A 13,283-nucleotide genomic window follows, 5' to 3' on the forward strand; every position below is an offset into this window, starting at 1 on the left:
CTGATTTATAATAGTTGTTTACCATAGTCAGGTAGTCTACCTGACTGTTTTGCATGACCTCACAACGTTTAATCATCCTCGAATGTTCAATCATCAAAGGAGATCGTTATGCTGGAAAATGAAAAAATCTGTCTATCCTGCAGCATGCCGTTAAGTTTCCCCGAAGCAAAAGGCCCCAGTGATATTTACTGCGTTCACTGTACGGATAAAAATGGCAACCTGATTCTTTGGGAAGACGCAATAGCCGGTACCGCCGCTTATCTGGACAGCTGGCAAAACGTCGGACTGGAAGAATCCCGCCGCAGAGCTATTCTCTACCTCTCCGCCATGCCCGCCTGGGCCGACCGAAAAGCCTACAAGGACCTGTAATAAAGCCCCGGCCCCTGGTTTTTATCTTTATCTTTTTGTTCTTGTTCTTTCTATTGAGCACTGGAATTCAGCCGACAACTGAGAGAGGGTAGCACGCCAAACATGGATGTTTGGCGAGGCACTGCTTCGCCGGACAAAATTGCAGGAGCAATTTTGAACAGCACAACGTGCTGGCCCCGTAGGGGTGAGCCTCATGGATGAGGCGAATAAACCGAATCAGTGCCGGTGCGTAAGCCCGAACGAAGGCGGAGGGAAGTCGCGTAGCGACCTGGATTCGTGTGCGAAGGCGCGGAGGTGCAGGAGGCGCTCGCCCAAGCGCCTCTTGCTCGGCCGCCGCACAATAGTTGAGTAAAGCACTACTTTATTTGCGGACGAAATATCTCTCAATCCTCATCCTTATGGTTATAAAACCACGCTTTCCTATCGCGATATATCCCAATAACCAAATAAAACCACCAGATTTAAAACAAATAATCAAAATAAATATCGTAAATCTCAATGCAAGAAGCACATCACAAAATCAAAACTATCCTTAAAATGTAAAAAAGTATGTTGATATTTATCAATATGTAACTACCCCATAAGTGGTCAAACTTAGCGCCGTAGTTTGGTACCGCGTTCAATCAAAATAGAAAGTGGCACCGTTGCCACTAACAGAAACGTTTATATAAGCCTCGCTTGAAGGAATTTTTATATGAATACGATGTTCGATACATTTTTTGATAGTGCTCACCAAAAATCGCTTATAACCAATAAAAAACAGGGAAAAACCACCAGGTTGACTAAGTCTGCGGTGGCTTTGGCTATTACGGCGGCAACGTTATCCATGTCCGGTGTTGCTACTGCCGCCTATACCGAACCCGGACAAATTGGTGATAAAACCAGCTGGGAAACCGGGGAATACAGTCAGGACTGGGGACTGAAAGCCATGAAAGCCTCAAGTGCCTATGCGCTGGGTTATTACGGGCAGGGTGTCAGAGTTGGCGTAATGGACTCCGGAGCGTTGCTGTTTAAACATTCAGACCTGAATGGCGATCGCTTTCATGCGGTGCACGCCTCCGGAGTATACGGGTCTTCTGGTCTACGCTATCCACAAGTGGCAACGGAAGGCCAGCAGGGTGCTTATGAAAAGGGTGAATCCTTTGATATCACCGGTGAATGGGTGTTGGGCCTTAACGATGGACACGGCACCCACGTAACCGGTACCGTCGGAGCTAACCGCGATGGTGAAGGTATGCACGGCGTCGCCTGGGGTTCCGATATTTATGTCGGTAACAACGGGGGTACTGATAGCAATAACTATGGCCCATTCCAGGATTACCAGTATTTCTATACCGGCTGGAAAGCCATGGTGGATGCGGGTGCGGAAGTCATCAATAACAGTTGGGGTACCAATATCCGTATCGTTGATCGAGGTACCACCGGTAGCGACAACGGCAATACCGGCGTTCACCTGCCAGCGGATAATATCAACCAGTCAGAATATGAGTATTTCTATTTCAACAAAATGTACGGTAATAATCCGTCATTTGTTGATGCAGCTTATGACGCGGTGAAAGGCACCTCTGTGGTACAGATCTTTACCACCGGCAACCGTGATTTTGCTAACCCCTTTTACCGCGCCCTTTACCCCTATTTTAATCCGGAGGCTGAACAGCACTGGATTGCAGTAGCCGGATTACAACGCGTAACCGGAACCGATAACTATGCTCTCTCCTATACCTGGAACGAAGCGGGTGATGCTAAGTGGTGGACGGTAGTGGCTCCGGGCAGTGTGATTTACTCGACGACAGTCAATTCAACCACCGGCGAAGCTGGCTGGGGGAACTCGTCCGGTACCTCTATGTCTGCCCCACACGTGGCCGGGGCGATGGGGGTGCTGATGTCCCGCTATCAGGATATGAGTGCAATTCAGGTGCGTGATGTAATGTTTACCACCGCTAACCACCTGAATCCGGACGGTAGCGTATTAAACGGCTGGACCGCAGCCGATGGCGTTCCGGATATTCGCTAGGGCTGGGGGATTCCGGATCTGGACAAGGGAATGTACGGCCCGGGCCAGTTCCTGAGTAAATTTGAATACAACATGGCGACCACACCGCTGGATGTCTGGAGTAACGACATCAGCCAGAAAGGGCTGGATGCGCGTCAACAAGAGGATCTGGCGTGGCTGCAAGCCTATCAGGCCAATGGAATTGCTGCCGGTGGTGATTACGAGCTGGGAGATGACTTTGTCGTCAGTGATGGCAATAGCGATCCTACCGATCACATTATCGATCTGGCGGATGCAGAAAAATGGCGTCAGGAATACTACGACAAACGCGCCGCGGCGATTCAAGCCAAAATCGATGCTGGTCTTTATACCGCTTCGCTGGTGAAACAGGGCGCAGGCACACTGGTGATGACCGGCGATAATACCTATGCCGGAGGCACTACGGTTGAAGGCGGCACACTATATGGCTTCACCGAATCATTTGGTGATGGCAAAGTGATGGTCAATGGTGGCCAGTTTGGCGTGATTTCCAGCTATAACGACAGCTTTACGCTAAAAGGTGAGCTGACCTCAACGGAAAGCCATAAAGCCAATATTGAAGTTAATGCTGGTGGTACCTACGTGATTAGCGCAGAAGAAAGTGTCAACGTAGGCGCGCTAACCTTTAACGATGGCTCAATGATTACCGTCGGCTCTACCCGCAGAGATGTGTTTAACGATGCCTATTTACATGGTATTACCGCAACGGGAAGTGTAACCGCAGAGACCTTAACCGATGCGAATAAAGCGATAATCACCCCGGATTACGCGTTCTTTAAGACCGATCTGGCGATTTCCGATAACACCATTACCGCTACGTTTGGTCGTAATAGTGATGTTTCATTCGCCACCTATGGTAATCACAGCAACGGCCGGGCAATTGCGCGGGCTATTGAGGCCTCTGGCGCTATGCCGGTGGCATCACGTTCAGTAACCGCTGCTGCTCTGAGCTCCGGCAGTCTCTACGACAAACTGTTAACCGCAACGAAAGATGAGGTTCGCAATACCTTTAATTCCCTTGGCAGCGATATGTACCTGAACACGCGCAATGCCAGCATAATTAACTCCATGACCACTACTCAAGTGGTTAAAGATCAGGCCGCAGGCACCGGTAACGGTCGCAAAGTGGAAATGGCAGATGGCTCAGCACGTCTGTGGATGACCGGTATCGGCAGTTGGTCTGAGGTGGATTACGGTCAGTCTAATATGGATGTGGATTTCTACGCGGCTCTGGTTGGTGTGGAAGCAGATATTGCTGCCAGTACTAAGATGGGCATGTTCTTTGGTACTGGTTCTACCAAGTTTAAGGGTGGCGTGCATGGCAAAGTGGACAGCAACGATATGCACCTTGGCCTGTACGGCATTACCAACTTCGCTGAAGTCGCTTCACTGAGTTATGGTTTGATGTACACCCATCAGGATGCGGATGCAAAACGCAACTTAGTGGTGGTGAACGAGATTGGTAGCAACTCGGTTTCTGCGGATGCCGATATTGCCCAGATTTTCACTGAAGCCGCTTATCTGGGGCTGAATACCAGTAGTTACTCTATCGAACCTCATCTGGGCTTTAGCTGGATGCATATCAAATCGGATGATTACACTGAAACCGTTAGTGATATGGCATTCAAAACCAAAGTTGACGATCAGGATCTGCTGGTAACCACGTTCGGCGTTCGCGGCGGCCTGCCATTCACCGTTGGTGAGCTTCCAATGACGGTGAAGGCCGATATCTATGGCATGCACTTTGCCGGAGATAACACTGCCGAAGCCACCATGTATCTTGCAGATACTGGTGCGGCAAACATCAAGGGCGGTAAGCTTTCGACTATGGCGGGAGCAGCTCTCGGTGTTGAAGCGCAAATTACCAAATCTGCCTCATTCGGCGTGTCATATACCGGAGCCTATAACAGCGATATCACCTCAAATGGTGTATACGCTAAGTTGAAAATTGACTTCTAAACCTTAACCCACCCGATTCACGTATAGAGAGTTAATCTCTGTACGTGGATCGACTTAATAGCCTTGTCAGGTGAGTTTCGATAATTAAATAGTTTACTTTAGATGGATGACCAACGCCTGATGGTTTGGTCTTGCATTTTAAACTAGCTAATCGTCGGGAGGGGCTGCCGTTGGGGTCGTAGCAGCTTTAGCTGCCGGAGTGCCCCTAGGCAGACCAGGCCCGACACGCACCGAAGCTAAGTACAAGCTGTCTTCCGGTCGAGCACAACGCCAATATAATCACATTAGATTTTACGACCGGAATATCCACAAATGCTAATTTACCGAATTAAGCCTTACTTCAATCTCTCACAAAGATAATCAACAAACACCCTAACCTTTGGCGCCAGATGACGATTCGATGGCCAAATCAGGCTAAAGCGAGTAGGGCCTTCAATATAGTCACCCAGTAAACTACACAGGGTTCCGTCTGCTAATGCTTCTGCCACCATAAAATCAGGAATACAACCAATACCAAGCCCGCCGATCGTGGCAGAACACAAGGCATCAACATTATTGCAGGTGATAATATGCTTCATTCGCAGTGAGTGTTCGTCATCCGGCGTTTTTAATGGCCAGTGCTGCATTCTGCCGCTGTTGGGAAAGCGAAACCGAATAGCACAATGTTGTTCAAGCGCCTGCGGATTGCCAGGAGTACCGTAACGTTCAAGATAGTCTGGCGAAGCACAGAGCAGTAACTGGAATGAATGCAGTGGCCGGGCCATCAGACGGGAATCTGACAGCTCCCCACCACGAATGGCCACATCAATTCGTTCATCAATCAGATCGACCATGCGATCGTTAAAGTCCAGTTCCAGCTCTATTTCCGGATAACGCTGAATAAATTCAGGCAAAGCGGGTAGCAGCAAATGATAACTGACATTAGGGGCACTGATGCGCAACACTCCTCTGGGTACTTCCTGAGTTTGTGTCAAAGCGGCATGAGCATCATCCAGATCGTCAAGGATCTTACGGCAGCGCTCAAGAAACAGATCGCCTTCATCGGTTAATCGAATACTGCGGGTAGAGCGCTGAAACAGACGCACGCCAAGCTGCTGTTCCAGCCGACTGACGGCTTTACCCACAGCTGAAGGGGTAAGCCCCAGCGCACGACCTGCGGCAACAAAGCTACCCAGCTCAGCAGTACGAACAAAAGCGTTAAGTGCACTTAGCCGGTCCATTTTCGTTCTCCCTTATCTTGTTTCTATTCGAGCGTTTTATTCCATTATATATGGAAACTAGTGCTGATTATTATTGAATGAGAGAAAGTTATAATGCCAACCTGTTTCACAGATAGCAGTGGGAAATTGCAGCACTGCTATTATCCGTTCTGCATAAGGAGACTCTCTTGCAAACTTTACTCCCATTTGATCAGGCTGTTCGCGCCCGTCACTCGGTTCGTCATTTTTTAGCTAAACCTCTGGCTCAGGAAACATTAATCAGCATTGCAAACGATGCTCAACTGGCTCCTTCAAACTGTAATACTCAGCCGTGGAACGTTCATATTGTTTCCGGTGATAAAAGAGAAGCCCTTAGCCAGCGCCTGTTGCAGGCTGATGAACAGGGGTTACACTCGCCAGACTTTAGTTTTGATATGAAGGCATTTGGTGGAGCCTATGGTGACAGAAGAAAAGAACAGGGCAAAACCTACTATCAATCTATCGGTATTGCCCGTGACGATCTGGAAGCCAGAAGGGCGGTAGTGAAAAATAACCTGAATTTCTACGGCGCGCCTCATGCGGCTTTTCTGTTTATGCCATCGTTTGGCGATAACGTACGTACCGCCGGTGATATTGGCATGTATGGGCAAACCTTTTTGCTGTCGTTAGCCGCCCGTGGCTTAGCCGGTATTCCACAAACCATTCTGGGCTTCTATGCCGATACTATTCGCGAGTTTCTGAATATTTCGCCAGAATATAAATTACTGTTTGGCATCTCATTTGGTTATGAAGACCAGAACGCTCCTGCCAATCAATTTAAGATGGGACGCGCACCGCTAAATCAAAGCGTCACTTTTCATGATTAAAGTCATACCCGACATTTATTGATAAATGTTTAGTGATAATTAGATTTTAATGGCTGATTTTCAATAGAGCATCTTAATACACTGAACCCATTCTATTTATTGTTGACAGTATTAATGGAATGGGTTTTTTATTGCGGACTAATAAAATATATCGCGAAAATAGGAATACTGCTAACTATAAGGTATGTATAGATTATGGCTGATGGTTGTATTTGATATTTGAATTTTTTCTAGTCGATTGATTTTAATTTGTATTTAAATTTACTTTAATTATTAACCACTAATTAGTGGTTGTTGTCTTTCTTTTCACCATCCAATTAATAGGTTCTGATGATGTTTTTTAGTTATTCTGTTTTTATTTGATCTGCTATAACTAAAATATATTAATACTATGGTTTTATAATTGTTCAAACAGGTTTGGTTTTTTCATTATATTGAAAGTCACGAGTAAATTAGGTAGTTGATAATTTAAACCCTGTATTTAATATGGTTATCAAAGAAAGAGGCAAGATGCATCACTTAAGTACGGATATTTGTAATTATTTATACTCGTTAGCCGATGAGCAGAATGGTAACAATGTTTCCCTCGAGCTCAATGGCGTTCCCACTTTGATTGTTCAAAACAGAGAGGATGCCGAGTATGTTTTACGCCGTAACTACATGAACTATGAAAAAAACATGGCCTGGTTTAAACAGGCTTTAGGCGCATCTCGTTTTTTTGAGAATGGTCAGGTCTGGAAACTGCATAAAAACTTAACCCAGCCATTCTTAAATCGTTTTGACGATCGGCAAACGGTCGAACTTTCCATTTACCACGCACAACGGGGCGTGGCGCAGTTAATTAACGATAGCCGTGCAGGTCAGACAACCCTGGATGATGGCGTATTTCGTAAGATGGCCATGGCGGTATTTCTTGAGAATTTCTTTCCGGTTTCGCTGGAAGAGTCCGGTATCAATATTGATAGTATCGCGGAGCTGATGGAGTTCAGCTCTGAGTTCTCTTTTATACCAGCAGGTACATTGAATACTCAGCATCGTAGGCGACTGGTTAAACTCAGGGCATTGCGTCGTCAGGTGAATGCACAACTACAAATATTCAGAGATCCTAAGCATACCAATCCGCTACTGGAACGTATTCTTAAGGCGGAAACCGAACCGGAAAATCAGGTGGTACTGGAAGACGAGCTGATGGCATTTTTAGCGGCGGGCTCGGAATCAACGGCAGCGACCATGAGTTGGGTGTGCTATTTACTGGCAAGTCATCCCGAACAGCAGGAAAAGCTTTATCAGGAAGTCATTAATCATCCTCATCCGACGAACTGGCAACAGCTTAGCCAAATGCCGGGGCTAATGACTTTTATATCTGAAGCATTACGCCTGTATCCACCGATACCTATCATTATTCGACAGGCATTGGGTAAGGATAAGATTGGTGATGCCGAAATTATCGAGCGGCAAAACATCATCATTTCGTTTATTGGGATCATGCGTAACCAAAATGTATACCGGAATCCGGCTGAGCTGAATCTTCGCGATGACAGCTACTCTCCCCTTAACGATAAAGACAGCGGCATTGGTATTTCATTTAGCCACGGGCCTCGCATATGCGGTGGTAAAGATTTTGCGTTAGTGGAGCTGGCAGGATTTGTGTATACCTTCCTGCAACAGGCTTCATTTACCCTTACCTCTGATTTACCACCTCGTTTTTACTGGAAATCCCAGATGATCAATCAGGGCGGACAACCGGTTAGCGTTAAGCCGCGTACGAAGTAGGGAATAGATAAAGTGCCATCATAAGTCACCCATAGAATCCGATCTCGGTAGGGGGACGTGGTGAATGGCACTATGTTAATCGTGAAGTGGTACTTTATATTTTTTCAGCGAGATTTTTCATGGCTGACTGCCCGATCAAAGCTCTTGTTGGGTAGGACGGAATAGAATTTCATTAATATCGACATCCTCCGGTTGACTGATAGCAAAGGCTACTACGTTGGCAAATGAGTCTGCGGAAATAGCCGTTTGGTCATAGAATTGCTTAATGTTTGCCGCGACATCGGCTTCGGTGATGCTATCTACCAGCTCGCTATGTACGGCTCCGGGAGAAATGATGGTGGTACGGATATTATAAGGTTTTACTTCTTGCCGTAGCCCTTCGGAGATAACGCGAACTGCGCTTTTGGTCGCAGCATAAACGGCACTGCCCGGGCGAACTTTATGACCAGCAACTGAAGAAGTATTGATAATATGACCGCTTTTCTGAGCTTGCATATAGGGCAGGGCAGCAGCGATTCCATATAAAACGCCTTTTAGATTTACATCGATCATGGCATTCCAGTCATCGATTTTGGCAAGCCCCAATAATGAATGGGGCATTAGCCCGGCATTATTCACCATAACATCAATACGACCATATAATCTGATTGCCTGATCAACCAAGGCTTGTACCTGATCCGGATGAGTGACATCGGTTTTTACCGTCGCATCAGCGGGCAAATTCAGTTCGCTGGCCAGTTTTTTCAGTCGATCTTCACGCCGGGCACCAAGTACCAGTTTTGCTCCATCTTTTACCAGACGTCGTGCCAGCGCCTCACCTAGACCGCTGCTGGCTCCGGCAATAACGACCACTTTACCTTCAATACCCTGGTTCATAGACTCTCCAATATTATTTACTGTATTGTTGATGAGTAACCTGTTCCATCCACTCAACCACGCTGCCGTTCAGGGATTCTGCAATGGCAATATGGGTCATTGCAGTGTCAGGAGTTGCGCCATGCCAGTGTTTAACACCTTCAGGGATCCAGACGATATCACCTTGATTTATCTCCCGGATTTCACTACCCCATTCCTGTACCCAACCACGTCCTTGAGTGACAATCAGGGTTTGCCCTAGCGGGTGAGTATGCCAGGCTGTACGGGCACCGGGTTCAAAGGTCACTGTTGCACCGCCTATACGCGCGGGCTCTGTACCCTGAAATGGCGCATCAATACGTACTTTTCCGGTAAAATAATTTTCTGAACCCGGCTGTGAAGGCTGGGAACCAGCAGGTGTAATTTTCACTTTTCTCTCCAGTTCAGCAAAAGCTGTTGGTGTCAGCATTGATAAGATGATGGTGGAGGGGGTTAATAACGGTATCCTGATACCCTCCAGCGTTAAAGTTTAGCGGATCAACAGGATCTCGCTTTACCCGTGGTATAAACCACGGGCATTTATCAGAGGCCGGTCAGCTTTTCTAATGCTTCCGGATAGCGTTCTCCCACCAGCTCAACTTTTGCTGCCGCACGGTCGATTTCTTGCAGATCGGTGGGGCTTAGCGTCACATTAACTGCACCAATATTCTCTTCCAGACGCTCCAGTTTACGAGTGCCGGGAATAGGAACAATCTACGGTTTTTTAGCCAGTAGCCAGGCTAACGCAATTTGTGCCGGAGTGATGGCTTTTTGCTGTGCGATATCCTGTATCAACGTAATAAGCGCCTGATTGGCTTTCAGTGCCTGTGGTGTAAAACGAGGCAGCGTATTGCGGAAATCACTGCTGTCGAACTGGGTGTTTTCATTGATTTTACCGGTGAGATAGCCTTTGCCCAGTGGGCTGTAAGGCACCAGTCCAATACCTAACTCTTCCAGCAGGGGTAATATTTCCTGCTCTGGTTTCCTCCACCACAGTGAGTATTCACTCTGCAATGCACTTACCGGTTGAACGGCGTGTGCGCGGCGAATCGTCCCGGCTCCTGCTTCTGACAAACCAAAGTGTTTCACTTTGCCTTCTTTGATCAGGTCCTGAACCGCACCGGCCACATCTTCAATAGGGACATTTGGGTCAACACGATGCTGATAGAACAGGTCGATAGCATCGATTTTCAGGCGTTTGAGTGACGCTTCAGCCACTTTCTTAATGTGCTCCGGCCGACTGTTAAGGCCAATCCATCTTGGTCCACCGTTCGGGTCAGGCTGAAAACCAAATTTGGTAGCAATCACTACTTTATCCCGCAGCGGCGACAGCGCCTCTCCTAACAGTTCTTCATTGGTGTAAGGGCCATATACCTCAGCGGTATCGAAAAAAGTCACGCCGAGGTCAACCGCTTTATGCATCAGGGAGATCATCTCCTGCTTATCTGTTGCAGGACCATAACCGAAGCTCATTCCCATACAGCCTAAACCAATAGCGGAGACTTCCAGGCCACTGTTACCGAGTTTACGTTTTTGCATTTTCTATACTCCTGCGATGAATAGGTGAGTCGTGACTTGTCATGTCGGTGATAGAAAGGTAGCAAATGATTAGTCTGATGATTAGATAGATAAATGCGCATGTGTATATGAATTAAATTCATCAATCGATATAGTGAGTAAATACTCACGGATAAATAGCCGGGTGCCATAATGCTAAAAGAGAATTTTAACGACCTGATCTCATTTCTGGTGGTAGCCAGAGAACGGAGCTTTACCAAAGCGGCGGCTAAACTGGGCGTATCTCAATCTGCCCTGAGTCATGCTATTCGCGGGTTGGAGGAGCGACTGGAAATTCGTCTGCTGACCCGTACCACTCGCAGCGTGGCACCAACCGAAGCGGGTGAGAAACTGGTAGACAGTCTGGGGCCAAAGTTTGCTGAAATTGAAAACGAGCTTGATGCGCTGAAGGAGATGCGTGCACGTCCGGCAGGGAATATTCGCATTACCGCCGGTGAGCATGCGGTTGATTCCATACTCTGGCCGGTGCTGCGCACATTTCTGGTGGAGTATCCGGATATCCATGTGGAGATCACCGTCGATAACACCCTGACTGATATCGTTGCCGGACGCTTTGATGCTGGTATTCGCTTAGGTGAACAGGTAGCAAAAGACATGGTGGCGGTGCGCATCGGTCCGGATGTCAGGCTGGTAGTAGTGGCTTCCCCCTCTTATCTGGAAAAATATGGTACGCCTGCCACGCCACAAGAGTTACAAAATCATCGCTGTATCAATATGCGCCTGCCAACCATGGGGGACTCTATGCCTGGGAGTTTGAGAAGCAGGGGAGGGAGCTAAAAGTTCGGGTTGATGGACAATTAACCTTTAACACCCTGCGCCAGCGTATTGAAGCGGCGGTTATTGGTCTGGGGATCGCTTTTGTTCCTGAAGATTCGGTTAAATATGAAATCGTTAATGGCAGTCTGGTTAGCGTGCTGGATGAATGGTGTGCCCCTTTCTCTGGTTATTATCTCTATTATCCAAGCCGTCGGCAGCATACCACTGCCTTCTCATTGCTGATTGAGGCGTTGCGTTATAAGTCGTAATTTATTCAGAAATAGTAGGGTCGTGTCGGTTTGGTACAATCTTATTAGCCGAACAAACCATAAAGTTAGCGAGTCATCACTAATATGGAGATAGCTCAATGACTGATGTATTTAAAGCAGCATTTATTTTTACCGCACCTGACGCAGATCCACAAACCAATAGTGCATGGGTAAAAACGCCAAAGATTCACCTGAAAACTATCGCTGTCAGCAGCTATCAGCAGGCTTGCGATCTGTTAGATGAATTGCATCAAGAGGGTATCAGTGCCATTGAATTATGTGCCGGATTTGGCCATCAGGGTGTGGCGCGAGTGGTTGAGGCTGCCAGAGGGCGGATGCAAATCGGCGTGGTGCGTTTTGATACCCACCCAGGCCTGGGATTTCGCAGCGGAGACAGTTTGGATGAACAGACCATTGCGGCTAATGCCAATCGGGCATAGGCCAATATGTTAAGGCAAACGCTAGCCCCTTGTGATGCGTTATCCCCATGGATAGCGCATTACTGGCATTGGCATCTGCCAGCGAATATTGCATTACCAGAACTGTTTCCCGGCACCGGTGGCGAGCTGTTATTTAATTTAGGCGGTGATTTACGGCTGGATGTTATTACTGCGCAAAGCGGTGTTGCCGCCAGCTACCTGATTAAAACCGGTGATATGGTGTTGCTTAGCCCACGTCGCTGCCGTTTGAGGCTTAGTCTGGTTGCGGGGCAGCCAGAGGTTAGATTTATTTCAACCCGTCTGCGCTGTGGTACGGCATTCCCACTGCTTGGCTTATCGTTGGAAGAACTGAGTGATAACCCGCTATTTTTAGCGGATATTCGATTAAAACATTCGACTCCGCTGCTGTTGGATATCCCTTTTGTCAGTCAGGTTCACCGGCTGGAACAGTGGTTGATGCAGATGTTAGGGGATAATCTGACGAATCTTCCCTATATGACACAGGCAGCGAATCGCCTTTATTACGGTGAGAATGTTTCTACCGTTCGTGAAGCGCTGGCTCTAAATCCTCGTACCATGGAGCGGCGTATCCGTCATTTTATTGGCGTTGATGCCCGCTACTTCTGCCGCACCGCACGTTTTCAACATACTCTACGTCAGATATTGGCCGGACAGCCGGTGCTGGACAGCGCTCTGGAACAGGGCTACACCGATCAACCTCACTTTATTAAAACCTGTCGTTTCTTTACCGGCCTGACGCCGGGGGAGTTGTTTACTGCTGAGTATCAAGCGTTGAATTATTATGTGATGTTGGATGAATAAGTTAATGGCGTAGCTAATACACCATTAGTCGATATTATCGGTTTGTCTTTTGTCTTTTGTCTTTTGTCTTTTGTCTTTTGTCTTTCTATCAGAGCACTGGAATTCAGCCGACAACTGAGAGAGGGTAGCACGCCAAACAGGGATGTTTGGCGAGGCACTGCTTCGCCGGAGCGAATCAGTGCCGGTGCGTAAGCCCGAACGAAGGCGGAGGGAAGTCGCGTAGCGACCTGGATTCGGGTGCGAAGGCGCGGGGGTGCAGGGGGCGTTCGCCTTTTAACGCCCCTTGCTCGGCCACTCGCACGACTGCTAATCCAGACACTATACTG

The 13,283-nt window shown here is 47.7% G+C and carries 10 protein-coding genes and 2 pseudogenes; 8 read left to right on the forward strand and 4 right to left on the reverse strand.

Annotated elements, in window-relative coordinates; all coding sequences use genetic code 11:
• Nucleotides 1-108: 108 nt before the first annotated feature.
• From GOL65_RS14560 to GOL65_RS22275, 3 genes are all read left to right on the forward strand, one after another.
• On the forward strand, nt 109-369 hold the full coding sequence (locus GOL65_RS14560; protein ID WP_140920317.1) for a hypothetical protein: 261 nt from the start codon (nt 109-111) through the stop codon (nt 367-369).
• Nucleotides 370-1,063: 694 nt separating this feature from the next.
• Entirely contained in the window at nt 1,064-2,383 is a 1,320-nt protein-coding gene (locus GOL65_RS22270; RefSeq protein ID WP_228723125.1) for a S8 family peptidase, read from the forward strand.
• Between the two features lie 30 nt (nt 2,384-2,413).
• The gene (locus GOL65_RS22275; protein ID WP_228723126.1) at nt 2,414-4,360 is read left to right on the forward strand and encodes an autotransporter family protein; all 1,947 of its coding nucleotides are present in this window, start codon (nt 2,414-2,416) and stop codon (nt 4,358-4,360) included.
• 335 nt (nt 4,361-4,695) lie between these two features.
• Here the strand turns inward: GOL65_RS22275 and GOL65_RS14570 are convergent, their stop codons facing one another.
• The gene (locus GOL65_RS14570) at nt 4,696-5,580 is read right to left on the reverse strand and encodes a LysR family transcriptional regulator (protein WP_140920316.1); all 885 of its coding nucleotides are present in this window, start codon (nt 5,578-5,580) and stop codon (nt 4,696-4,698) included.
• A 167-nt stretch (nt 5,581-5,747) separates the two neighbouring features.
• Between GOL65_RS14570 and GOL65_RS14575 the strand changes: the two genes are divergently transcribed.
• Both GOL65_RS14575 and GOL65_RS14580 read left to right on the forward strand, forming a co-directional pair.
• On the forward strand, nt 5,748-6,425 hold the full coding sequence (locus tag GOL65_RS14575) for a nitroreductase (protein ID WP_140920315.1): 678 nt from the start codon (nt 5,748-5,750) through the stop codon (nt 6,423-6,425).
• A gap of 510 nt (nt 6,426-6,935) precedes the next feature.
• Nucleotides 6,936-8,198 (forward strand): cytochrome P450, encoded by a 1,263-nt coding sequence (locus GOL65_RS14580; protein WP_179038432.1) that lies wholly within the window; start codon nt 6,936-6,938, stop codon nt 8,196-8,198.
• A gap of 135 nt (nt 8,199-8,333) precedes the next feature.
• Here the strand turns inward: GOL65_RS14580 and GOL65_RS14585 are convergent, their stop codons facing one another.
• From GOL65_RS14585 to GOL65_RS14595, 3 genes and pseudogenes are all read right to left on the reverse strand, one after another.
• Complete coding sequence (locus GOL65_RS14585; protein ID WP_140920313.1) at nt 8,334-9,074, reverse strand: SDR family oxidoreductase; 741 nt, start codon at nt 9,072-9,074, stop codon at nt 8,334-8,336.
• Between the two features lie 13 nt (nt 9,075-9,087).
• Nucleotides 9,088-9,522 (reverse strand): (R)-mandelonitrile lyase, encoded by a 435-nt coding sequence (locus GOL65_RS14590; protein ID WP_179038433.1) that lies wholly within the window; start codon nt 9,520-9,522, stop codon nt 9,088-9,090.
• 113 nt (nt 9,523-9,635) lie between these two features.
• Nucleotides 9,636-10,631: pseudogene (locus GOL65_RS14595) on the reverse strand (aldo/keto reductase).
• Between the two features lie 171 nt (nt 10,632-10,802).
• Here GOL65_RS14595 and GOL65_RS14600 point away from each other — a divergent pair.
• The 3 genes and pseudogenes from GOL65_RS14600 (at nt 10,803) to GOL65_RS14610 (ending at nt 12,957) form a co-directional block, all read left to right on the forward strand.
• Nucleotides 10,803-11,695: pseudogene (locus GOL65_RS14600) on the forward strand (LysR family transcriptional regulator).
• Between the two features lie 98 nt (nt 11,696-11,793).
• Nucleotides 11,794-12,135: a DUF6506 family protein gene (locus GOL65_RS14605; RefSeq protein ID WP_140920311.1), complete on the forward strand. Its 342-nt coding sequence runs from the start codon at nt 11,794-11,796 to the stop codon at nt 12,133-12,135.
• Nucleotides 12,136-12,141: 6 nt separating this feature from the next.
• The gene (locus tag GOL65_RS14610) at nt 12,142-12,957 is read left to right on the forward strand and encodes a helix-turn-helix domain-containing protein (protein ID WP_140920310.1); all 816 of its coding nucleotides are present in this window, start codon (nt 12,142-12,144) and stop codon (nt 12,955-12,957) included.
• Nucleotides 12,958-13,283 lie beyond the last annotated feature (326 nt).

This window comes from Limnobaculum xujianqingii, from assembly GCF_013394855.1.
Classification (GTDB): domain Bacteria; phylum Pseudomonadota; class Gammaproteobacteria; order Enterobacterales; family Enterobacteriaceae; genus Limnobaculum; species Limnobaculum xujianqingii.

Excerpts from the sequence above, each read along its gene's own strand:
- GOL65_RS22275 (WP_228723126.1), top strand. The coding sequence starts at position 2,414 with ATGTACGGCCCGGGCCAGTTCCTGAGTAAATTTGAATACAACATGGCG.
- GOL65_RS14570 (WP_140920316.1), bottom strand. The coding sequence starts at position 5,580 with ATGGACCGGCTAAGTGCACTTAACGCTTTTGTTCGTACTGCTGAGCTG.
- GOL65_RS14590 (WP_179038433.1), bottom strand. The coding sequence starts at position 9,522 with ATGCTGACACCAACAGCTTTTGCTGAACTGGAGAGAAAAGTGAAAATT.
- GOL65_RS14610 (WP_140920310.1), top strand. The coding sequence starts at position 12,142 with ATGTTAAGGCAAACGCTAGCCCCTTGTGATGCGTTATCCCCATGGATA.
- GOL65_RS14605 (WP_140920311.1), top strand. The coding sequence starts at position 11,794 with ATGACTGATGTATTTAAAGCAGCATTTATTTTTACCGCACCTGACGCA.
- GOL65_RS22270 (WP_228723125.1), top strand. The coding sequence starts at position 1,064 with ATGAATACGATGTTCGATACATTTTTTGATAGTGCTCACCAAAAATCG.
- GOL65_RS14585 (WP_140920313.1), bottom strand. The coding sequence starts at position 9,074 with ATGAACCAGGGTATTGAAGGTAAAGTGGTCGTTATTGCCGGAGCCAGC.
- GOL65_RS14580 (WP_179038432.1), top strand. The coding sequence starts at position 6,936 with ATGCATCACTTAAGTACGGATATTTGTAATTATTTATACTCGTTAGCC.
- GOL65_RS14560 (WP_140920317.1), top strand. The coding sequence starts at position 109 with ATGCTGGAAAATGAAAAAATCTGTCTATCCTGCAGCATGCCGTTAAGT.